Annotated in this window: 19 protein-coding genes and 1 pseudogene; 5 read left to right on the forward strand and 15 right to left on the reverse strand. The window is 34.1% G+C overall.

Annotation, left to right across the window (positions count from 1 at the left end; all coding sequences use genetic code 11):
• Positions 1–12: 12 nt before the first annotated feature.
• Both Z053_RS31250 and Z053_RS0100945 read right to left on the reverse strand, forming a co-directional pair.
• Positions 13–171, reverse strand: coding sequence for a hypothetical protein (locus Z053_RS31250; protein WP_160170033.1), 159 nt, complete (start codon positions 169–171; stop codon positions 13–15).
• A 22-nt stretch (positions 172–193) separates the two neighbouring features.
• Positions 194–418 (reverse strand): hypothetical protein, encoded by a 225-nt coding sequence (locus Z053_RS0100945; RefSeq protein WP_025663156.1) that lies wholly within the window; start codon positions 416–418, stop codon positions 194–196.
• A 280-nt stretch (positions 419–698) separates the two neighbouring features.
• Between Z053_RS0100945 and Z053_RS0100950 the strand changes: the two genes are divergently transcribed.
• Together Z053_RS0100950 and Z053_RS0100955 are read left to right on the forward strand one after the other, a co-directional pair.
• Complete coding sequence (locus Z053_RS0100950) at positions 699–1,328, forward strand: RNA polymerase sigma factor (RefSeq protein ID WP_152538233.1); 630 nt, start codon at positions 699–701, stop codon at positions 1,326–1,328.
• 1 nt (position 1,329) lies between these two features.
• Positions 1,330–2,070 (forward strand): tetratricopeptide repeat protein, encoded by a 741-nt coding sequence (locus tag Z053_RS0100955; RefSeq protein WP_025663158.1) that lies wholly within the window; start codon positions 1,330–1,332, stop codon positions 2,068–2,070.
• Here Z053_RS0100955 and Z053_RS0100960 read toward each other — a convergent pair.
• Positions 2,047–5,208 carry a CHAT domain-containing protein gene (locus Z053_RS0100960; RefSeq protein ID WP_025663159.1) on the reverse strand — a complete coding sequence of 1,054 codons (3,162 nt, stop codon included), beginning with the start codon at positions 5,206–5,208 and terminating at the stop codon, positions 2,047–2,049. The two genes, Z053_RS0100955 and Z053_RS0100960, sit on opposite strands and share 24 nt — an antisense overlap.
• 126 nt (positions 5,209–5,334) lie before the next feature.
• On the opposite strand from Z053_RS0100960, the pseudogene Z053_RS32235 reads away from it, so the two are divergent.
• Positions 5,335–5,448: pseudogene (locus Z053_RS32235) on the forward strand (IS982 family transposase); the annotation flags it as partial.
• A 24-nt stretch (positions 5,449–5,472) separates the two neighbouring features.
• Here the strand turns inward: Z053_RS32235 and Z053_RS0100965 are convergent.
• The 3 genes from Z053_RS0100965 to Z053_RS0100975 are packed head-to-tail and all read right to left on the reverse strand — an operon-like array spanning position 5,473 to position 7,740.
• The gene (locus Z053_RS0100965) at positions 5,473–5,916 is read right to left on the reverse strand and encodes a hypothetical protein (protein ID WP_025663160.1); all 444 of its coding nucleotides are present in this window, start codon (positions 5,914–5,916) and stop codon (positions 5,473–5,475) included.
• On the reverse strand, positions 5,909–7,054 hold the full coding sequence (locus Z053_RS0100970; RefSeq protein WP_152538234.1) for an ABC transporter permease: 1,146 nt from the start codon (positions 7,052–7,054) through the stop codon (positions 5,909–5,911). The genes Z053_RS0100965 and Z053_RS0100970 overlap by 8 nt, the downstream gene beginning before the upstream one ends.
• 53 nt (positions 7,055–7,107) lie before the next feature.
• Positions 7,108–7,740, reverse strand: coding sequence for an ATP-binding cassette domain-containing protein (locus Z053_RS0100975; protein WP_025663162.1), 633 nt, complete (start codon positions 7,738–7,740; stop codon positions 7,108–7,110).
• A 100-nt stretch (positions 7,741–7,840) separates the two neighbouring features.
• On the opposite strand from Z053_RS0100975, the gene Z053_RS30630 reads away from it, so the two are divergent.
• Positions 7,841–8,245, forward strand: coding sequence for a MerC domain-containing protein (locus tag Z053_RS30630; RefSeq protein WP_241459798.1), 405 nt, complete (start codon positions 7,841–7,843; stop codon positions 8,243–8,245).
• A gap of 10 nt (positions 8,246–8,255) precedes the next feature.
• Entirely contained in the window at positions 8,256–8,918 is a 663-nt protein-coding gene (gene folE, locus Z053_RS0100985) for a GTP cyclohydrolase I FolE (protein WP_025663164.1), read from the forward strand.
• Positions 8,919–9,040: 122 nt separating this feature from the next.
• On the opposite strand, the gene Z053_RS0100990 is transcribed toward folE, so the two are convergent.
• The 9 genes from Z053_RS0100990 to Z053_RS0101030 all read right to left on the reverse strand — a co-directional run bounded on the left by Z053_RS0100990 (position 9,041) and on the right by Z053_RS0101030 (position 23,217).
• On the reverse strand, positions 9,041–10,303 hold the full coding sequence (locus Z053_RS0100990) for a M14 family metallopeptidase (protein WP_025663165.1): 1,263 nt from the start codon (positions 10,301–10,303) through the stop codon (positions 9,041–9,043).
• Positions 10,304–10,319: 16 nt separating this feature from the next.
• Positions 10,320–11,642: a fibronectin type III domain-containing protein gene (locus Z053_RS0100995; RefSeq protein ID WP_025663166.1), complete on the reverse strand. Its 1,323-nt coding sequence runs from the start codon at positions 11,640–11,642 to the stop codon at positions 10,320–10,322.
• A gap of 8 nt (positions 11,643–11,650) precedes the next feature.
• Positions 11,651–13,195: a glutamate racemase gene (locus Z053_RS0101000; RefSeq protein ID WP_025663167.1), complete on the reverse strand. Its 1,545-nt coding sequence runs from the start codon at positions 13,193–13,195 to the stop codon at positions 11,651–11,653.
• On the reverse strand, positions 13,192–14,766 hold the full coding sequence (locus Z053_RS0101005; protein ID WP_025663168.1) for an N-acyl-D-amino-acid deacylase family protein: 1,575 nt from the start codon (positions 14,764–14,766) through the stop codon (positions 13,192–13,194). The genes Z053_RS0101000 and Z053_RS0101005 overlap by 4 nt, the downstream gene beginning before the upstream one ends.
• Entirely contained in the window at positions 14,747–15,934 is a 1,188-nt protein-coding gene (locus tag Z053_RS0101010; RefSeq protein WP_035094578.1) for a M14 family metallopeptidase, read from the reverse strand. The genes Z053_RS0101005 and Z053_RS0101010 overlap by 20 nt, the downstream gene beginning before the upstream one ends.
• Before the next feature lie 254 nt (positions 15,935–16,188).
• A complete protein-coding gene (locus Z053_RS0101015) occupies positions 16,189–17,592 on the reverse strand; it encodes a SusD/RagB family nutrient-binding outer membrane lipoprotein (RefSeq protein WP_025663170.1) in 1,404 nt (467 codons plus the stop codon).
• An 11-nt stretch (positions 17,593–17,603) separates the two neighbouring features.
• Positions 17,604–21,194: a SusC/RagA family TonB-linked outer membrane protein gene (locus Z053_RS0101020; RefSeq protein WP_025663171.1), complete on the reverse strand. Its 3,591-nt coding sequence runs from the start codon at positions 21,192–21,194 to the stop codon at positions 17,604–17,606.
• 90 nt (positions 21,195–21,284) lie between these two features.
• The gene (locus Z053_RS0101025; RefSeq protein ID WP_025663172.1) at positions 21,285–22,508 is read right to left on the reverse strand and encodes a FecR family protein; all 1,224 of its coding nucleotides are present in this window, start codon (positions 22,506–22,508) and stop codon (positions 21,285–21,287) included.
• 127 nt (positions 22,509–22,635) lie between these two features.
• A complete protein-coding gene (locus tag Z053_RS0101030; RefSeq protein ID WP_025663173.1) occupies positions 22,636–23,217 on the reverse strand; it encodes an RNA polymerase sigma factor in 582 nt (193 codons plus the stop codon).
• Positions 23,218–23,246: the final 29 nt, after the last annotated feature.

The raw sequence follows: 23,246 nt of genomic DNA on the forward strand, positions 1-23,246 counted from the left end.
TGTATATAAGCTTTACAGTAAGCAATTACCCATAAAACAAGGAACAGGACATCTTGGTGCGTTTGCAGGACTATTTCCTCCAGGACAATAATATCCGCCTGATTTACCATTGATTTGCTTAAGTTCTTCTCTGCTTAAAGCTTTTCCTAAATTTAACAATGATTTTTTCATACTTCAAAGTCATTAAATGTTATTAATACGGACAACACATTCCATTCTGAACGCTACCATAGCATCTTGCTCCAGGAAAACCACCGGCTCCAGTTGGCTCATATGAACACTCTATACCGTTTCCACCTTCTAAAGTATATTCTGAAGAACAACCGCAAGTTCCAAAACTTCCTCGCAATCCTCCATGGATATTTTTTTGCTCCGATTTACTAAGTGCTTTTCCTAAGTTTAACAATGATTTTTTCATAAATAATAATAATTTAAAAAAATGATTAAGTCCCCGAACATTTAATGACACTCAAGGTTTATGTCAATTCCCTTTTACACCGTATTCCATTTGTTATCCCCAGGTTTTGCAATACATTAAGCATAAAACTCAATGGCTTACATATTACTAATGCAGGAATCAAAAAACATAACAGGCATTTTTTTAATTTTTTTCAAATTCTTTTTGATTATTTTTATCCCAATTGACACAATTAAGTGATAAAAGTGGTCTATAATCAACAGGTCAAAATAGGATCAGGTTGCTTAAAAAGAAATTATCCTTTGATATGATGAATAGCAGTAAGCTGAAAAAGATTATCGAACAGGCAATACAAGGAAACGAATTGCCTTTTGATCGATTTGTTAAAGATCTTTTTGAGCAGCTAAAACCAAAACTTTTATCCTTAACCCAATCCCAACAAGAAACCGAAGATATTTTTATTGGTGCTATGCAAAAATTTTGGGAACGATTTGTAGTTCTTCAGGAAAAATTACCAGAAAATAGCATTGGTTATATTTTTGTGATGTGTAAAAACAATTGGCTTATTTCGAAACGTCACCCCTGGAATTCTGTAGTATTAAAAGAAACAATTTCGGAAGATCAAAAATTTAATGATCATAATAATAACATTAATGATTCTCTAGAAAATCTGGAAATAGAATGGCTGCAAAAAAGAGCTTTATCAGAAGCATTAGATAGCTTATCTCAAAAATGCAAAACCCTTATGCAAACAGAAATAGATTCTGATACAAAATTAAAAGATTTACAAGAACAACTAGGGTATGTTAATTATCAAGCACTAGTGCAAGCAAAATATAATTGTAAAAAGAGACTTATTAAAAAAGTCTACGAGATATTTGATCAATTAATGGCTCTCAAACAACGTTAAGATGAAGGAGATACAGGATAAAGACATCGTATTGATTACCCGTTATTTTGATCTGGATCTTTCAGAGAAGGAAATGGAATCATTTGATCAAAGGCTTCAGGACGACCCTATTTTTGCCACTAAGGCTAAAAAGTACCAACACAGTATTAATCTTATTGACAAAAACTACCCTAATGCGAATCAAAAGCAACGCACCAAAAAATGGAAGGAGCTAATTGCTGAAGGTCAGGTTTCGAATAAAAAGACCTCCTGGAGACGGATTGCGGGTATTGCTGCTATCTTTTTATTACTCATTTCTTCCTGGTATTTTATGTTTCCTATACAAGAAAGCAATCTTAATGAACTAGCCAAAAATGCCTGGAACAAGAATGTAGGTTTTAGTGATTATCAGGTAAGAAATACAAAAGAATTCAACCAAAAAAAAGTAGTGATCGATGCTTTTAAGTTGTATAAAAAGAAAGATTATTTATCAGCAATTGAAACCTTAGAAAAATACGATCCTTCTTCATTATATTATGAAGATGCCCTATTGATTCGAGCCTTATCCATTCATAAAACAGGTATGTCTAAAGAAGCTATACAGCTTCTGGATTCTTTGACCAATCATCCAACAGGAAGATTATTAAATGAAGCTCTATGGTATAAAGGATTAATTTATCTTGATCTAAACGATCTTGAATCTGCCAGAAAATACCTTAAAATACCTAACAACTTTACTTCAGAGATACGATTGAAACAATGATTTGATTGATTTTCTTTTCATATAAAAAAATACTCCCAACGTGATTAATCCAATCAATCCATAGAATATCCAGCTCATATGGATAGGTTTTTCAAACTCTATAGCATCATAATTACCAACAAGATAAAAACCTCCCCAATAAACCGGATCCTGAGTAAACACATCAGTGGTTTGTAGAAATTTTAGCTTAGCTTGTTGTAAGGCTTCTGCTTTATTCATCCCCTGACTTAGATTACTATAAAAATTCTGCATTATCTCTGGAGTGGTTTTATCTGACACCTCCCAACCAGTTAGTAAAAGGCTTTTTGTTCCTGCATATTGAAAGGCAGTACCAAGACTTAAAACACCTTCGCCTTTGGCTATTTTACCCATTCCCGTATTACAGGCGCTTAGCACAGTCAATTCTGCAGGAATATTCAAAGCATACAATTCATGGCTATATAAAATATTATCCTCTAATGAATCTTTGGTTTTGGTAAAATAAATTCTGGAATTCTCGGGGTTTTGATCATCTACTTCACCATGAAGTGCCAGATGTAAAACATTATAATCTGAAAGGTTATTTTTAAAGTTTTGTTCGATGGCCTGTGAACCAAAAAAGTATCGTCCTTTAACTATAGTGGCAATTTTTTTAATCTCTTTTCTTGTTCCTGGTAAATCCTCATGAGCATCTCTTAGGACTTCAAGATCCATTTGATTGCCTACAGATAATGAGTCTTCATTTGAAAATGAAAATGCCAAACATTCTTTACGAATCTCAGATGTTGTTATCGATTTATAAATTTCTTCATCAAACAACAAACTAGCTGAATTAGCATAACTAACAGCATATTCTTTTATTAGATATGATAACTCACTATTATTTTCTTTTTTTACATCAGAGGTCAACAAAAGATCAAAGTTAAGATGCCATAGAGATTCATCTGGAATGATTATTAACTGGTTACCAATTATTTGGTCCTTTATCGGAGCTAAAAGTTCATTAAACAATGCGTATCCTAATCGTTTATACTCTACTTTGTTTTTAAGCAAAATACTTGATCTGAAGGCTTCAATTTTTTTATCAATTTTAGAAATCGATAATTCTTTAATCCCGGCATCATTTTTTGTTATTACAAAAGCATATAATGTACTGTCTACCATAAAATATTCCAAAAGCGTAGTATTTTCTTGCAATCGTTTTTGAATTTCTTTAATGGATAGCGTGTTATTGTCATACTTTAATTGGTAATATTTAGAATATTTCTTTTCGAGTACTTCTTTTAAAGAATCCTGACGACGGGAAATATCGGTAATCTTACTTTCGATATCAGAAACTTTGGTTTGATCTGTATTTTCTTTTCCGATTGTAGCGTAAAAAGCAGATTTAGCATCTGCCAACTCTTTTCTTAAGCTTTGTTCCAGATTCAGGAGCTTTTCGGGCAATCCTGAAAACCCTTTGGCATTAGCATCATTCAACAATTCTTTAAGCAAGTTTGCCTTACTTCTTTCTGCATAATTAAAAGCTTTTTCTATCTTCTCATCCTCATTTCCTGTATCAGATAATAATTGGGTAGCAATACCCCCGTAAAAAACATTTTTTGCATCCTTAGCAAAAGTTAGCTTATCTTCTTTATTGTATTGAGTTCTCCTGATTGTTTCTACCAATCGACCAGCTTTTTCATATGTATTTATGCTTTCCTCAAGAATCTTTGGATCGTTTCCTTTTTCATATATTGATTTTAGCGTAAATGCTTTCCGCTCCAGCGATTTCAACAATCGAGTTAGACTTAAAAACATATCAAACTCTCCGTAATTTCCTATCCCACTACTTTTAAGTTGTCTATTTGCTGTAATTGCTTTTTCTAAATAATTTAATGCATTGTTAAATTCCTTTTTATCGATTTCAAAAGTTGCCATCATAATATAGGATTCTACAGTATAAAAACTATGCTCCCCAAAAACCTTTAATCGAATATCAAGTGATTTTTGAGCATATTCATTTGCTCTTTTATATCGACCGATTTCATGATATAACTCACTTAAGTATGTATGAAAATAGGCTGTTCGTACATTATCCTCTCCATAAGCTTTTCTAGCTAGAATAAGCGCTTTTTTGACATAAACAATTCCCTCTTCTCCTCTTATCACCAGTCCCTTGAGGCTATAAGGCAATGCAAGATTAGGATAGTCTTCGCCAAAAGCTTTGATCCCAATTGTTATGGTTTTATCTACATGAAACAGCGCTTTATCTTTATTTTTCTGAAAATAATATATGTTCGCAATATTATAGTGCATACGTACCTGATCAGGATGATCAACTCCTAATTGCAATTCGCTTAAATGAAGAGATTTTATGTAATACTCCAAACTTCTATTCTCTTCTTTTTTATAGCTATACATCAACCCAATATTGTTGTATAGATCTACGAAATAAAAGTTATCTGGTTTGTAAATCTTATTTGCTATGGTCAATGCTTTTTTAAGATATACTAATGTTTCGTCATATAGCCCTTGTTCAAAAAGCACATTCCCCATTTGTCTATAAATTTCGGCTATTTCGATCGGATCTTCATTCGCTTTTTTCTTCCTGATCTCAATTGCTTTGTTAAAATGATCCATAGCTTCTTCATAAAGCCCTTTGTATGTTTTGACAGTACCAAAATTATAATGAGATCTGGCAAAGTCCTCATCTTCATCTGTAAAGCTTTCGGATCTTAATTGAAATGCTTTTTCAAAATATTCTAACGAAAGATCCAGATCAGATTTACCTTTCATATAATAAGCCCCCATATTATCCCAAGCCCTGGCCTTTTGCTTTGGGTTAACATCGGTTTTTTGTTCTATAATTTGTAAGGCTTGCTCTGCGTGATGCAAAGCTTTGGGAAGATTAAATGTATACATATAATTTTCAGAAAGCTTGTTATGAGATGCTATAACCTGATTCCAATCCTGATTCCTTTCATAAATTTGTTTAGCTTCTTCATAATTTTGAATCGCTAGTTTAAAATTTCTATAATACAGTAAAGAATCTCCTTTTTTGAAAAACCTATTTGCCTCATCAATGTCGTCAGCCTTTTGAGCATAAATGGGGTGATAAAAAATTATACTTAATACTAGTAAGGCTTTAAAAAAGATGTGTGAAATGAGTTGAGACATGAGTTTGTGTTTGAAAGAAAACAAAAGTAATTAATTAAGTTAATTAAGTATTTTTCGTCAAAAACTGATTACATAATCTGTCTTTAAAAGAACGACTCAACTTATTTTATCTGAGAGGTATTGAGATTATTTGAAAGTGTCGATGATATCCTGAAAAATGGCTCTCAAATTGAGCATACAAGGTATAGAAGTTATGATAATTTCATAATCAACTTACTATCTGAGGTAATCGCTTATTGAATATTTACTTAGTTACTTATTTTTTTAATTTATCAACCTTCCTGTCGCCTCTTTTAGTATATAATTACAGTGATCTACATCATCTGTATTAAGTTCAAGAATACCGGTAACCTCTACAATTTGATCTGTTTTAAATTTTGGCTTTTGTTTAAAAATAACTTCAACAATACTTTCTGGACCCGCTGCACCACAAAAAAAACAGGAAGACCTAGGGTTTTTAGATACCATATAGAATTCATCTTCTTCAATAGAAAAATCTAAAAAGTAACCTTTAATACGAATTTGAGCACCTTTATATGACTTTATAATAGGTCCGAATCTTGGTTTTAAAAAGATATCATCATATTTTGAACTGTAAACATTATAAAATTTTACATCAGCCAAATCGTGCCAGGTTAATTTTTCTTGAGAAAATAGGTTGAATTTAGTTACTATAAAAAACAGGATTAGGAAGACTATTTTATACATCAGATATTGTTTTAGAAACATTTAATTTAAATAAAGGCAATGAGGCTAGAATCGCTGCCAGGAAGGTGGTTAGAATCACTAGTATCAATATGAGTAGTTCTTTATTAGTGGGAAAGCTAAATACAAAATGGTATCTATATATATTTTCTGTAAAAGCTGAAAAAAACCAGATACTTATTCTTCCCAAAACCCACCCTAAAATAGATCCTAATAGAGATAAAAAAAGTGCCTCTAAAAAGACTAATTTTATCAACTGAAAAGTGTTGGCCCCATAGGTACGTAACAAGGCCAACTCTTGTTTTCTTTCTCTTACCGTTTTGATTAGGTTAATAAATATACTAAGACCTGCTACCAGCAATATTGCAATAGCAATACCATTAATTGTACGAAAGCCAATTCCTAAAAGCCTCATTAATCGCTCGATTTCAAATTTGGGGAGTGCCGCTTGCATGGTCGTTTTTTCATTAATCCGTCTAGACATCTGCAAAGCCCCCAAAGGATTTCTAAATTTAACTAGTAAAGAGGTTATTTCTCTTTGTTCTTCGTGCTCTTCTTCATGATGATTGTGTTCATCGTTATGTTCATGTACCTCCCAAATACTTTGTAGATTAGTGATGATAAGGTGATCAATAATCGCCCCTGTTGGTTTTAATATTCCAGTAACCATAAAAGGTTTCTCATCATGAGTTTCTAATCCATTTTCGGCTAAACCATGTGCACTGGTAAAAGTATCTCCTATTTGTAGGTTAATTTTTTTTGCTACTTCATTTCCAATAACTACTTCAAAAGGTTTTTCATATAACTTCCCTTCTTGCAAGGTTGCATCATACTTATCCAAGTACTCATTTGACGTACCTAAAATTCTATATCCTCTATAATTATCTCCATAAGAAATAGGTATCGTCTCTTTTACCATAGGATTTTTAGTAATTTTTAAGGCTTCATCTAATGGTATATTACCAGTAGGATCATCAATGTGCAAAACAGAAGACAACACTAGTTGTAGCGGACTTCCTTTAGCACCAATAACCATATCAAATGGTTTAGTATTATTTTCTAAGTGTTGGTTAAGTTGATTTCTTACCTGCAAGACAAAAGTTGTTAGCGAAATACTTAGCAATAATAGCGAAACACTCAAAATAGTATTTAAAGGTTTAGAAATTAAGTTTTTGTAAGCCAGGTATAACAATTTTATAAACTTATATGATTATCAAAATGTGATTTCACTCTTTTATCATGAGTTACAATCACTAAATTACTTTTACAGCTTTGGGCCTCTTTTTTTAATAGAGAAATTACTTTTTCACAATTAGTATCATCCAGGTTAGATGTAGGTTCGTCTGCTAATATAACTTTAGGTTTATGTATGACTCCTAAGGCAATTGAAAGTCGCTGTTGTTGCCCTTCACTTAATTGATATACTCTTTTGTTTTGAAGATCTAAGAGTCCTAACTGCGTGATTAATTCTTCTTTTCGATAACGATCACTTTTCTTTTTGGAAAGACGCTCACGCAGCGTTAAATTCTCTAGTAAAGATAAAGATCTGATAAAATAAGCTCGTTGAAAAATTAGTCCAATATTTTGCCCTATGAAATAGTCTAATTGTTTTCTCGTAAGTGTATTCAAACAAGTATTGGCAATAAAAACATCGCCTTCTTTTGGAGGTAAAAGACCTGCCAAAAGATGTAATAATGTCGTTTTACCAACACCTGAAGGCCCCAAAACCAATATATCTTCTTTCGAGGGCAAATCAATATCTGGAAAACAAAAGGTACGATTTTTTGTATCATGATAGGTAAACTGAAGAGATTTGGTTCGTATCATAAAATGATTTTTTCAAAAATAAACAAATATTACTAAAGCAACAAAGTTGCATTTGTAAAATAATATTATCTTTGTCCAGCATAAACAAATACATTTTCTTTTGAACATATCTCACATACGTAATAACTCAGATACTTTAGGAATTATAGCAAGTAGCTTATGTTTGGCGCATTGCTTAATTACTCCTTTTCTTTTTATCGCTCATACTGGTTCAGTAATGTTACAAGATGTACATCCTACCTGGTGGAAATCTTTAGACATTATTTTTTTAGGTTTTTCTTTTATAGCGATTAACAGGTCTGTTAAAACCACTTCAAAGCCCAAAATGAAGTATGCTTTTTGGATAAGTTGGCTGCTGTTATTCGTTATTGTTCTAAATGAAAAATTTCTTTTAATTTCTTTACCAGAAGCACTCATTTTCGTAGCATCTCTATTATTAGTGGTTTTACATTTCTACAATCTAAAATACTGTCAATGCAAACAAAAATGTTGTAAAACCAATTAATCCCAGTAAAATGAATAGAAAGAAAATAGAATTGATAGGAGATGCACATATTTCTAATAGCATAGAAACTCCTTTACGAGAGGATGCCTTTGAAAAATCTGATAATGAAAAGATCAAAAATATTCAACATCACTTTTCTGAAATAATGAAAGAGTTGGGGCTCGATTTAACAGATGATAGTCTTTCGGGAACTCCATACAGAGTAGCCAAAATGTATGTAAAAGAACTTTTTTATGGTTTAGCCCCTAAAAACCGTCCAAAGATTTCAACTTTTGATAATAAGTACGGGTATCAAAAAATGTTGGTAGAACATAATATTACTATTGACTCTGCTTGTGAGCATCATTTTTTACCCATAATTGGTACTGCACATGTAGGGTATATTCCAAAAAACAAGGTAGTAGGATTGTCAAAAATTAACAGGTTAGTCGATTATTATTCACATCGCCCTCAGGTACAAGAAAGATTATGTCTGCAAATCTTAAATGACTTACAACAAACTTTAGAAACCAAAGATGTTATTGTTGTAGTTAATGCTAAACACTTATGTGTTTCTTCTAGAGGAATTAAAGATAAAAGTAGTTTTACCACCACGATTGAGTATGGAGGGCAATTTATAGAACCTTCTCTACGAAATGAGTTTTTTGGCATTATTAAAAAAAACAATGAGTAATCTTTTTCATTGGTTCATACATCCTTCGATTTCAAACGTTGCCTATAACATCGCGAAACAGCAGTATAGATTTTTTTTTGGATGTAACATCCAATATATATTCTTGTATTTAACTCTCTCGGTTACTCCACTTTAATATTTTTATTCAATAACAATTTCATCATAGCATTGGCGGATATAATTCCAATTTGTTTAATACGTTCTTTTGGTGTTTCATCTCCAATTTCATAGGTAATTCCTGTAGCTTGATGTCCATATAAAAACCATCCCTTGGAAACAGGTTTTTTACTATTATTGGATGCTTCATTTACAGTATAACCTGGTATTTCATCTTCAAGCGTTGTAAACCAATCTTCTATAAAATGCGGTAAATGTGTGTTTTCTCTTTCGGCATTGGTATAAAACACATCTTCGTAAGTTGAATGGAAATCCAGCCCTAGTACAATTTTACTTTTATGTAGTCTGGCTACTTCATTTATATATTGCACTATCTGTTTGACTTCAGGCTGCCTGTACTTTGACCAATCTCTATTCGTATCAACACCATTAGCATTATGCCTCCAATGCCCCAAATCTACTCCATCTGGGTTCACAATGGGAAAAGCTAATACTCTATACTTATCCAAAAACGCTTCGGTCACAGATGATTTTTTAACTATGGTTTCAAGAAAATGTTGAAAAGCAAAATAACCTGTTACTTCTGGTGGATGCTGACGGGTCAGCAATACAATAATATCCCTATTTTGAGGATCCCCATTGTAAATATCCAAAACAGGAATATTCCTTCCTAAAACCGATAATCCAACACTTTTTAATTGCACTGTGGTATTATTATCTACTATAGTTTTTTGATACCATTGCTCAACTTCTTTAGAAGTATGCAATTCCTGGGCAGCAATGATCTGGGGAATCTTATTTACTTTCAGTTTAAGTGTTGCTATCGTATCTCTAACTAAAAATGAAGTAGTATCAGCGTTATGCCAAATCTTACCATCAAATATTTTTGGTACATATCTATGAGCAAAACCATGAGGATATCTGAATTGGACATACCGCTGTTGAATCGTATCCGACCATATTTTAAAAGCATAATATGGACTTTTATTAATTGGTATATTCTCTGGCTCAATATCAACAACTACCGTATTATCATTTATTACTTCTACTCCATTTACACGTCCTCCATCAAAAGTATTGCTGATCCAAACACGAGTATCTTTTGAGGTATACGTTTTTTTACTCTGATATGATATTTTTCTGTTACGAGTATCTACTTTTTCTGGAAAATTCACCTTTTTAGGGCCAACACAGGAAGATATAGCCGCCGCAATAAATATTGCGATAAGTAATATTGTCTTTTGAGAATATCTATTTTCTTTTTTCATTGCTTTTCAATTTATATCAAAATACTTTATTCAATGCATTACTCATTTTTTTCCAGCCTTGTTCGTCTGCTCTAAGCCTGGTTTTTTCTTGTTCTACGTGAATAAACCTTCCTGAGGAAATGGTAGTAGATTGTTCACATGGTGTTGTACTTTGGTTAATCAATCTTCCCTGAACATTAGTAAAACCAATAAGTCTAGTCCATTCTGTATCGATATGAGCTAGTTTAAAAGTTAAAGCAGCATCTTCCTCTTGAATAGCTTCTTTTAGTTTTACTGCATAATCTATTGCGGGGGTATGTCGCGTTCCATTGCTCATAATCACATAGGGATCGGTCGATCGTTTAGAGAAACCATGTAATTGAATAAACAGTGTATTGGTATTCCATTGTAATAGTATTTCTGTTGTTTTTTGAAATACAGCCTGGGTTGCATGGGCCAGGTCAGAAATACGATACGGTTGAGTCGAACCACAGACACTTGTTGTACCAGAGCAACTGGAATTTACCATACTATTACAACGGTGTACTCCATTCAGAAACAAAGCCATAGCGCCGGTATTTTTAAAACAATATATGGCTTCTTTACCTGTATTGGTATCATACAATGCATGGGGAGCTTGTAGAATCAAATTTTCTTTTATCGGAGTAGTATGAAATACATAGGTTCCCCAATGATTATTTCCTGAACTCTTTTTTTCCAAAATATAGAATTTCTGGCTTGGAGAAAAAGCAGTATCTATAAATATTGTAACTTGATATCCAAGTGGGTTTGCAGCTACTATTGCTTTCGGAATATCTCTGGCAAGTAAGGCTTCTATTATTTCCTCCCAATCTGTGATTTGTTGCACAGTTGGTGAATTATATTGATTCTCTGATGCTCCCGGCATATCAGCTAGAATATTTCCTAAATATGACGTTATATCCCCTGAAACTTGCACAGGGATATTTGTTTGCAAGGTCTTCACTTCTATAGATACACTACCCTGAGAAACATTCCCTGTCGTATCTTTTGCCCTTACCGCAATGATGTATTTTGTATCTGCCTCCAAACCTGTAAGAGTATATACCGTATCTGTAAGGGTCGTGGTTCTTGTACCCTCTAAAAAAATATCATATTGTATACCTCCTACATTGTCTGTTGCTTCTTCCCAACTTAGGGTAATGGTTGTTGCAGAAATATGAGTTGCAACCAATCCAGTAGGAGTACTTGGAGGAGTAGTATCTACACTCTCCGACCCGGGTGAATCATTTGAAGAACATCCCTGATATATGGTTGTACTAAAGATAATCATTACCAAAACAGGTACAATTCTCCCTTTTAATATGCTAAGTTTATCCATTAGTTCCTTTATATTTTTGAATTTTGATTCAAATGAGCAGCTTTGGTATTGTTCTGATTAAAGTGCTTCATTAATTTATATACTTTTGGTATTTGTTGTTGAAAACGGGTAAGAATATCTTCCGGAATGTTGTTACGGCTAAAAGGCACTACTTTGACATATTCCTGTATTTCTCCTGCTTGTCTTCCATATTTATAGTCATAAGGAAAGCGCCCCAAACTATCGATTACGGTATTGGTATTTTGTTTGTTGGGTACACTGATATAAAATTCGCTGTTTTTTAATTGTCCATTAGGGTTAAACAGTTGATCATCTTTTAAATGATAAAAAAGTTCTTTAGCAGTATCAACAGCTGGATCTACCAAAACAATATTCTCCTCCATAAACCCCTGATATACATATTTTCCATTGCTGTCCTTGTATTGGTACAATTCGTTAAGCACCTTATTAATTTCATTCTCCATATATGGATAATGCGTACATCCTAAAATCAATGCTTTTAGTTTATGAGGTGTTTTTGATATCCTGATTTTTTCCAGTAAAGTTACCAGATGGTAGCGCACGTAATTTTCAGCATCATTGATTTGCAATACTTCACAATCGCTTTGCATTCCACTCTTACAAAGCATTCTATTATGGTCAAAATCGAAGTTATATACATCAAATAGCGTTTGATTTATTTTCACATCTCCTTCCAAACCTGGTCCTTTATATTCTTTTCTTGGAGTTCTTAGAGTTTTATCAAAATAATCCGGGTCATTATCTATGGCTTCGGCTATACCAATACCTCCTTGAGAAAACACCTCAACCATCCCGGTGTATCCCATTTCTTTTTTGTATTTGAGCAAAGTATTATGATAACCTTTGGAGGCTACAGTTCCTGCAGTTGCCAATACACCAATCACTGCATCTTCTTCTTTTTCGATATGAGCTAATGTCCCTCGTACTCCAGCATCTATGACTCCAATTACTTTGACATCTGACCCTGCCTTTTTTAGAAAATCTTCTATATACTCTTTTCCATAGGCTGTTGCAGTGTTACAAGCAACAACCAACACTTTAACAGGAAGTTTATTTGTCTCAATAGTTTGATCTTCACGATCCGTGTAGTACTTATTTCCCATTAAGAATTGTGCGTCCTTAATAATATGTTCTTTTAGCAGATCTATTTTATTTTCCTTAGCATAGTTTCCGTAAGGCATATTGGCTTGATCTCCCAAATAAATAAAAAACTCCTGAGCAAAATCTAGAAGGGAATCACTTCCTTTTGTTTTAGTACTATTATTATGCTGGTCATACTCTACAATGGCTTTTAGTACGGTAAGCCCTCCTGTACCAGAATCAAAAACTCCAATAGGCAAATTCTGTTTTTCTCGCGGGTAAGTAGTGAAATCCAGGTGATAGAAATTATCTTTATCCTCAATTATTGTGGATACAATATCTTCCTTTTGAGATACTACAACTTCTTTTTCTTCTTTTTTATATTCTTTTTTACAGCTTATAGATATACTGATTAAAAGTAATATCAGTATGCCGTTCTTTATGTTGTTCATGGGTTAATTTTGTGTTTTTTTAATACTTTTCCGTGTAATCCTTGAATGTACATTCCTTGCTTTACAGCAATTTTTCCGTTAACAATACTATACTTCAATCCTTCAGCATACTGAAAGGCATTAGCATAATCTGCGATATCCTTAAAGGTTTCTGGATCAAAAATGATAATGTCTGCATAAAAACCTTTCTTAATTGTCCCTCTCCCAGAGAGCTTTACTATGGATGCTGTTTTGGATGTACTGTTGTTTATGAATTGAGAAAGAGAAATAATTTTGTCTTGTTTTACATATTTGTGGTATTTCCTTGGAAAAGAGCCATATTTTCTTGGGTGACCTGTATTACCATCTGATCCGGTAACTACCCAAGGTTCTTTCATGAAATTTGTAATATCTCTATGGTTCATATTAAAAGAAGCTACGCGGGCATATCCAGTTTTAAGGATTTCAAATACAGTTTCTTCTGGTAGCATTTGAAGTTCTTTGGATATTTGCAACAAGTTTTTGTTTACAAATTTTTGGTCATCGGTTTTAACTATCAATAATTTATTGGCTCCTCCTCTACGTTTTATGTTTTTCCTGGTTTCCTCAAGAATCTTTTTTCTATGAGTAGGATTATTATACCTAAGAAAAAGAGAATCAAGCCCACCACTTTCTGCCCATCTCGGTACTACAGCAGATTTTAATCCTGTAGCAGAAGCATCATAAGGATATTGATTCGCAGTAATTTCAATTCCGGACATCCGAGCTTTTTGTACCATTCGGATAATTTCCTTACTCTTAGACCATACATCTACTCCCAGGCATTTTATGTGTGAAATATGAATAGGAACCTGTGCTTTTGCACCTATTTCTATAGCTTCTTCAATAGCTGGGATAAGTCCAATAGTATATGAACTTTCATCTCTCAAATGGGTGTCGTATATCCCTCGATATTCTCCAACCAATTTGGTCAAAGCAACTACTTCTTCGGTATTAGAATAACTTCCGGGAGCATAAAAAAGTCCGGTAGATATCCCAAACGCACCTGATTCCATTTCTTGCTTCAGTAACGTTTTCATTTGCTCAATATCTGCCAGAGTAGCTTTTTTATCTCCTTTTCCCATCACTTGATTTCGTAATGTACCATGGCCTACTAATTGAATCACATTAGTACCAATACCTTGTTTTTCATACAGGTCATTGTACTTAGATATTGGGTAAAAGCTTTCTCCGTCATTACCCACAACTACTGTAGTAACTCCCTGCATCAAAAAAGGGAGGTTATGGGCCTTGTCTTTTTTGACAAGATCTCGATCTGCATGGGTGTGTGGGTCAATAAAACCGGGGGATACGACCATCCCTTTGGCATCAATATTTTGTGTTGATACAATATCTACAGTATCTTCACTGCCTATAAAAACTATTTTGTCATTTTGAATACCAATGGATACATTGGATGCGATAGTATCTATTCCATTATAGACCATCCCATTACGAATCAGTAAGTCTACAGAAATTTCTTTTTTACCACAGGCATAAAAACTGAGTATGGCTATAAATAAATAGCAATATTTAATTTTGAAATGTTTCATTTTTTTGTTTCATCAATAATGTTCTCATTAAATTCTCTGCATACACTTTAGCTCTTTCTTTGATCACCTTTCTATCGGTTTCATCTCCCTCTTCATAGGTTACAGCTTCTGCTCCAAATGCGTTAAAAAAATAGTTATAAGCATAAGGTAATCCTTGAGACCGTCTTCTTTGCTCCACAATAAATTCAGAGTTTTTTTCTATATGAGTTACCCAATCAGGAATGACCTTTGCTGTTTTAGCTTCATTAATACTATCCAGTACAAGCATATACGGTCCCGAATAAGAGGTGTGAAAATCAATAGCAAACCTGATCTTTTGCCCTTGTTTTACTTTAGTTTCTATAGTTTTTTTCACTAGTTGTGTTTCCGGCTGAGTAAAATCAACCCAATCTCTATTAAGGTCTTTACCATTGGCATTATGTCTCCAGTATCCATGATCGACACCATCAGGATTGAGTAATGGAAACACGATAATATTAAACTTATCACGAAATTGAAGTGCTACTTCTCTTTCTGAAAACATAGTTTCTACAAAAATTTTGAAACCTATAGTACCTCCCGGAATTTCAGGTGGATGTTGCCTTGCTATTAATACGACTGTATCTATATTATTCCCTTTTTCTAATGTTAGCATATACAAAGGAGTTGCCATAGATGTTACTCCTACCTTCTGTTTTTTCACTTCAGGAAAATCTTGAAGAAATTGCTTTATCCAGTTGTATGTATCTAAAGAGGTTTCTATCTCCTGGGATGCTATATAGATTTTTTGAGTAGATACCTGTAACTGCAAAGTTGCTGATCCGGTTACTGTATCCAGTATGACTTGATCAGATGGTATTGATCTCCAACGTTTTTTGTCTGTACTAATCTTGGGGATATACCGATGTTTATATTTTCCGTAATGAAGGGTTAGGAAAATCTCCTTTTCATTATTGGATTGCATGCCAAAGGCATACCATGGGCTTTGGTTTACCGGCTCGTATGCAGGTAATACCCAGGCTTCATACTTATTTTCACCTATTTGCCGTACACTGTCTAATCGTGCACTGACAAATGCGGTATCAAAAATCACACTGCCTTGGTTTACATAGGGTTTTTCTGTGTTTACCTTACACGAAACCAATATCCAACACAGACAACACCAAATGATTATCTTATTGTTTTCCATACGCTTAATGGTCAAAATACTATTTTGGTTTTCGATTTATTAAAGTGAAAAGTGAGTCTGAAATCGGATGTAGTCTATAAACAAATCTGTTCATACCTCATGATTTCGTAGAGGATCTGTAAATAAAAAAGAAGGTTGCTCTCGAGGTTGTATGAATATATGAGAACTCAATTTAGAGGTATCACTCAAGACAACCCTCTTTTTAATACATTTAACTACTGATTCAAACTATTTTTTAAGATCAATTCCTTGAATTACTGATTGACATCTGTTTTTACAAAAATATCTGTCACATCAGGAACATTGGCTCCATTCGTATTTTCTTCTGAAAAAGGATATAAAAAACGTTCGGGGTGTCTATCTCCCACATTAAAGGGCACTCCTACTTGCAAAGTTACCGGGTCTTTTTTGAACCTCCTTAAATCATTAAAACTTAAGATATCTGCAAAAAAAGTGGCATATCTTTCTTCTATAATTTCTCTTAATAGTGCATCCTCTTTGGACAAAGATCCATCTATATTTTCGACCCCTCCAGCTGTAAAATCAGTTTCGACATAATCGTCGTACATGGCGTTGGTGGTTACTGAAAAATATACTCCATTACGCAAATTCGCCCTATGTTCATTGAGTTTGGACAATGCCTGATCAAAATTAGAAGCTCCCAGTCTCAAAGCTGCTTCAGCCCATATCAATAAGTTTTCTTGAAGCGAAATTTGGTTCATCGGTTCTGCAACTCCTGCTATTCCTCCATCCGAATCATTGATTTCTGTATCAGTATAATAATATGCTGATCGATCTACTTCATTGGTTTTGGTATTGTTACGACTCTCAGGACCTGATCCCAATAGGGAAATCAAATACGATCCTTCCACTGCTAAATCATCAGGAAAACTTCCATTAAAAAATTGATTCAACAAATTGGTATCTCCAGTCAATACAACTGCAGGGGGAGTATATTTCATTGTTTCTTCTTCGGATGAAATTCCGTTTTGGACCGCAGCCAATGCACTTGAGTAATCTCTTACATCCAGGTATAATCGCGCTTTTAGAGTATAAGCTGCTTTGACCCATTTATTGGCATCTCCGCCAAAAAACAAATCTTCGCTAATATTAATATCTCCTGCATTTTGTAAATCAGAGATGGCTTCATCTAACAAAGTCTGCAACCCACTATACACAGCCAATTGTTCCTCATACTCAGGAGTGGGAAAATCATCGTTTCCAGCCTGAGTAAATGGCACTTTACCAAATACGTTTACTGCCGTTCCCAGAGCGTGAGTTTCCAAAACTTTCGATACTCCGAAGAAAAAATCCTTATTACTAACTGGTATTCCACTTCTTAACTCTCGGGCTTGTTTTACCACTCCTACATAAATATTTCTCCATGGAGTGTTGGAGTTGGTATTTCCATATTGATAATTTTGGATCGGATCAAATCTTCCGCTACCTACAAAGTTACCTGTCCATACACCCGCTGCCCAGTTTAAATATCCGGATTGAGCCGTTATATCTGCTAATTGCATTCCGGTCAACAGCGATCTTCCATCTACAGCGCCAATCGTATTAGGGTCATTATCATTAATATCATCTACTACATCCTGACATCCAATAACACTAAAAAATGTAGCTATAAATAAAGTTATTCTAAAGGTTCTCATAATTCAATGTTTTAGAATGTTAAGTTTAGATTAAACAAGTACGATTTTGTAGTAGGGTTGGTATAGTAATCCAGTCCTCTTGAGTTCCCTACTCCTGCAAAATTTTTATCAGGGTCATTGCCGATCACATCAGTCCAAAGAGCCAGGTTCCTTCCAGTAAGTCCAATACTAAGCTCTGATATACGAAGTTTTTCCAGTACTTTTTCTCCAAAAGAATAAGTTAAATTAATTTCGCGTAATCTTGTCCAGGTAGCATCTTGCAGCCATAACTCACTAAAACCTCTGTTTCCGGCTCCATTACCACGATACCAATTTTGCTCCAAAAGCACCTGCCCTCCTCCAAAATCGTATAAATTACCTCTCACAATATCACCTGCTACATAGGTATTTCCGGTCACATCCCGAATCCCATCAACAGGAATAGTTACTTTGTTACCGGATTCTGCGCTAAACCCTCTCTGAGAGTTGATTTGACGGGTCATATCATAAAAATCACCTCCTTGCGAATGCTCCATTAACACATTAATCGACAGATTTTTATAACCAAAATTAAATCCTATTCCTCCTGTCCAATCAGGATTAGGGTCACCAATGACATCATATACTGGAGTTCCTTCAGGGAATCCATTAGCATCCAAAACAATACTACCATCTGTATTTCGAGGAAGTTTCCCTCCAAAAATAGCTCCCATTTGATACCCCACTGCAGCGACTGAATCTCCTGTGCCAAATCCTGTAAGTCGCTGTACTTCTGCCCCAGCTAAACTGGTTACTTCATTTTTATTAGTCCCGAAATTACCGTAAACAGAAAAAACCCAATCTTCCATTCCTTGTAATACATTAGCGTTGAATTCAAATTCAAACCCCTGATTTTTCATTGAAGCTCCATTCGTATAAAAACTAGTAAATCCACTACTTGGTGCGCGATCCAATGTTAATAGTATATCTTCTATTTTATTGGTATAATAAGTAAAGCTAGTAGAAAGCCTGTTATTAAACATCTGCAGTTCTAATCCAGTTTCGATTTCAGTCTTTATCTCAGGTTTCAGGTTACTATTACCCAATCTATTGTCTAACCTAAAACCTCCTCCGTGGTTAGTAGATGAAAGGTTTCCAAAAATTCCGTTACTATACGTAAAATCTCCTTCATAATTGGTAGAACTTCTATAGGCAACAGGTTGTATTCCTACTTTGCCCCAACTAAGGCGTACCTTTCCAAAGCTGATAAAGCTGTCCTCCGGAAAAAACCCAGCATTAGAAAATTGCCAGGCAGCACTGGCTGATGGGTAGAAAAATGGAGATTTGATAGTAGAAGCCGCTTCTATGGTACCAGAAACATCTATATACAATTGATCAAACAGTCCAAAATTAGCTGTAGCATACCCCCTATTAGAGCGAATATGACGTATAAAATTGTCTCCTTGTATAATTCTTGAATTGGTAAGAGAATATATTTCTTCATTTACGATAAAGTCACTCCCCACAACTGTTTCCCGATCAAACTTACGATCATTTATATTCCATCCCAGTACTAAGGAAGTAGAAATATCATTATTAAGATTTGCATCATATTTAGCTATGGCATCAAAATTAAGTTCGGTTTCACTAATATTATCAAAAGTCAAGTTCCCTTCTAATCTGGGCTGTGATCCAGTACGAGCTGACCCTCGGGGATAGAGATATGTTCTTTTATCATTGTATGTATCTACTCCTCCTCTAAGTTTAATATTGAAGCCATTGAATGGAAAAAGATCTAAATCTGCTGAGTAGATATGACGGTTTACAATATTAGGAGCTTTTTGAGCATTAGTAGTCCATAATGGGTTATTGTACCGTGGTCGTTCGGTTTCTCCAATTGGATTTCTATAAGATCTATGTCTTCCTCTAAATTCGGTACCTGAAGCATTAACATAAGTCCCTGTATAATCCTGAATATCAAAATCCGAAATATTTCTATAAAACCCTAAAAGCAATCCTGCTGTATTTGAGTTTTGCTGAACCCTATTAGCACTGATTCGAGAGTACTTTCCTTTGATTTTAAGACGTACCCAATCATTGAATTTGTTTAATGCACTTATGTTAACAGTATGCCTTTTATAATCATTGTTTCTAATTACCCCTTCTTGATCTGTATTTCCCAGACTAAAAAAGATATTACTTTTATCGTCTCCTGCACTAATACTCACAGATTGTTCAATTAAAACTGCCGTTCTAAAAACCTGATTAAAATTTTTCTGTAGAAAGGTTTCTTTGGAATTTTTACCTCCATGAGGATTTGTAGAAGTACCACTTGCAATAGGATAATAGATGCTTCCTGTCTGATCCCCTATAAAAAACCCATCTGTTGTAACAAAGGTATCTTGACCTCCGGTACGGGAGGAAATTTCGTCTCCCCAACCATGTAGGTATCCATATCTGTACCTTCCGCTAAGTCCTTGTCCATAATTAGATTGTAAGGGAGCTGTCTCGGTTACCTCGTCGATTGACAACGAGTTTTTAAAAGAAACTTTAAATCCTTTTCTACCAGATTTGGTAGTTATTACAATTACACCATTGGATGCACGAGATCCCCATAAGGCGGCAGCTGATGCTCCTTTCAGGACTTGAAGAGTCTCTATATCGTTCGGATTAATATCATTGAGCCTGGATTGTTGGGAAGTTCCGTTTCCGGTAGCTGAGCTTGCTCCTCCTTGAGCATTTGAATTATTTATTGGGATACCATCAACAATAATCAGAGGTTGTGTATTTCCGAAAATAGTATTTCCTCCTCTTATTCTAATATTGGTTCCTGAGCCCGGATCTCCATTGGATCTCCTGATATTTACTCCTGCCATTTTTCCTTGTATAGCATTAGCTACAGAAGTTTCTCCTGACCTAACTAATGCCTTGGCAGCAACGCTGGAAACTGCTGATCCCAATCTCTTAGTACTGGTTTCAAATCCCAACGCATTAATCACCACTTCTTCCAAAGCTTGTGCATCTGCATTCAATACTACATCAATTGTAGTTTGATTTCCTACAGTAACTTCTTGTTTAGTAAAACCTATATAACTATACACCAATACATCTCCTACTTCTATATTAATAGTGTATTCTCCATCAAAATCAGTCGTCGTTCCTCTGGAAGTGCCTTTGACTAAAATGGTCACCCCCGGAATTGGCCCATTTACATCCCGAACAGTACCTGAAACAGAAGATTGAAAGGCTACATTTAATTTGTCTTTTGAAGACTCTTCTCTTTTTTTAAGAATAACTTGCCGCTCTTTTACATAATAGGTAAGTTCGGTTTTTTCTAAATAGGTATCCAATATTTTATGAATATTTTCCCCTTTAGCGATAACATGGCGTTTTTTATTTTGAAGTATCGGTACTACCTCATCTCCATATATAAATACAAATTCACTCTGCTTCTCTATTCCATTGATCATCTCCATAAGGGTTGCATCCTTAAGGTCGAGTCTCAATTTTTTGTTCTGCGCATAAGAATTTGTGAATGAATAGAGCAAAAAAAGTAATAAAAACAATGACATATACTTCATCACTTCTTTGATTTTGTCCAATACTTCCCAAATGGGATTCTTTGGAAATCTTTTTTTTTCCATAATTTTGTAGCTTGTTATTATACAATATCTGTACACTGACTGTACAGGTTTATTAGCCAAAGGATGTTGGTAGCATCCTTTGGTTTCTTTTTATTTGGATATTACATAAGTACCCTTTCCTTGTTTTTTATAAGTGGTAGAAGTGGCTAATGCCAAATTCTCCATTGTCTTTTCTATATTATCGTTTAAATCTAGTTTTCCGGTTATAGTAAACTCACTATTGATACCTTCTCCTAAGTAAATATGAACATAGTAGTATCTTTCTATACGCTTGATAACTTTTTCTAAAGGTTCACTGTTAAATATCAGTATTCCTTGTACCCAAGAAGTATAAAAGTCGGTATCTACTCTTTGTTTTTTGACTAAGGCTTCTTTATTTATGCTCCATTCTGTAAGCTCTCCTGGTGTCATAACAATATTCTTCTTTTTCGAGAAAGAAAAGCCTTTTGCCTGTTCTTTGAGATGTACTTCTCCTTCAGTCAATACTGTAATCACCTTATTGTGATATGGATAAGCATTTACGTTAAATTTGGTACCTACTACAGCTATAGATAAATTTTCATCTTTAAATAAGCGAACATTAAATGGTTTGGAAGCATCTGATGCTACCTCAAAAAATGCTTCTCCATCCAAGTATACTTCCCTTTTGTCTCCCAGAAAATGTCTTGGAAAAAGTAGTTTTGACCCTGCATTAACATGTACTATAGTTCCGTCGGCAAGTTTTAGTTTACTTCGTTTTCCATAAGGTACAATAAGTTGATCGTAGATTAATTTGGTTTTTGTACCTGCTTTTGACACATTCACAGTATCTTTTCCATTGATGACAGGACCATAGGTATTTTGATAAACAACTTCCGATTTCTTTTTGGCAACACGAATTTGATCTCCTTCCTGAAGTACTAATTGAGTTTCTTCTATATCCTCAACAGATATTTGCTTTAAAGTTTGTAGTTGTTCTATGGGGTTATGAGCATTTGTAGACATCATTTGGAAGTACGCACCAACACCCAATAAAACTACTAATACTGCAGCATATTGTAGATATCGATTTAAGGAACGCACTTTATTGCGATTCGTCTTTTTGCTTTTTACCTTGTAATAAATTTTATCTAATAGTTCCTGTTTTTCCTCAGAGGTAAGTTTTTTATCTTTAGTATGTATCAATTCCAGATACTTTTTCAGAATCAATATGGTTTTCCTTTCATTAGGATGAGTAGACATATAACTTTCCCAATACGCATCTTTTTCTGGCGAAGGGTTCGCTATCCAATCTACAAATTTTTCATTATCCAAATAAGCATCAAAGGCATCCATAGGAGGTATTATTTATTAGATAGGGACACTTACCTCTATTCTGTGGACACTTTTTTTTAGTTTTTTTGTTAATTTTTTAAAAATAATTTACAAAAAACTACAAATCAACAAGTTGAGATTTAAAAATTTAAGAATAAAAAGTACACCAGAGAATTATGTTTTGATAGTCTTCGAAGATTTTACTTTCTCTAAGTTTTTTGATAGCCCGATAGACTTGTTTTCTAACAGAATTAGAGTCGATTTTAACCATTTCAGAAATTTCTGGATAACTCAAATCCAGAGTAAATCTGAGGTATAGGATTTCTTTTTGTTTCGGACTAAGAGTTTGTAAGGCACTTAATATCAAGTTTCGTTTGTTTTCAGATATTTCCAGATTAACATTTTTATCTTCAACACTATATTCAGGGGTAAAAGTATTTTGATAAAAATCAGATAAGTACACGTTCTTTTTTTCCTTCTTTACTTTTTTAAGTAATTTGTTTTTTAAAGCTTTAAGAACATAAAATTTAACATTTTCCGGTGTAGCCAGTTTACTTCTCTTTTCATAAAAATCTATAAATACTTCCTGGATACAATCTTTAACTCTATCCTGATTTGGATTTAATTTCATACCATAGGCATACATATCCTCCACACATAATTCATAGATAAATTGAAAGGCATCTTTGTCCCCTTCTTTAAATTGCGTCCATTTTTTTTCCAATGTCATTAAAAGACAATTTTACCTTGAAGTCCAAA

The sequence above is a fragment of the Aquimarina megaterium XH134 genome, from assembly GCF_000520975.1.
Lineage (GTDB): Bacteria > Bacteroidota > Bacteroidia > Flavobacteriales > Flavobacteriaceae > Aquimarina > Aquimarina megaterium.